Below are 445 nucleotides of genomic sequence, written 5' to 3' on the forward strand. Positions count from 1 at the left end.
GTGCAGGTGACCTCGCCGATCGAAGTCGGTGGCACCGAGGTGCTCAGGGGCGACCCGGAGAACATCTCGCCCGCTGAATGTGCTGCCCTCATCCACGCGGGAATCCGCTATGTGTACCAGCATGTTCCGGCAGGTGCCGTGGCCACCGGTATCTGGGAATCGCCAAAGGATGCCCGCGGTGCCCGGTCTGTCTCGGTGTCAATCGCCGTCATCGACGTGGACACACCAGACGATGCAAGCGCCTGGTACCGCGACGCTGCCCCACGGTGGCAATCGTGTCAGGGCAGCACGGTGACCCAGCCGATGGACGCTATTACTTTCAGCGACAACGTCATCCAGGCAGACAGCGCAGACGGGTTCTTGACGGCCAACCTGGTGGTGTCGACGACAGACGGCATCATCACGCCGTGGCCCTTACAGCGCGCCGTCACCACCGCGTCCCACT

1 protein-coding gene is annotated in these 445 nt (G+C 64.0%); it reads left to right on the top strand.

What is annotated here, in order from left to right; translation table 11 throughout:
- Positions 1-445 (top strand): sensor domain-containing protein (locus RM844_RS32830; RefSeq protein ID WP_311671085.1); only part of this gene is annotated, 445 nt, incomplete at both ends.

The organism is Streptomyces chisholmiae, assembly GCF_031845445.1.
GTDB classification, from domain to species: domain Bacteria; phylum Actinomycetota; class Actinomycetes; order Streptomycetales; family Streptomycetaceae; genus Streptomyces; species Streptomyces chisholmiae.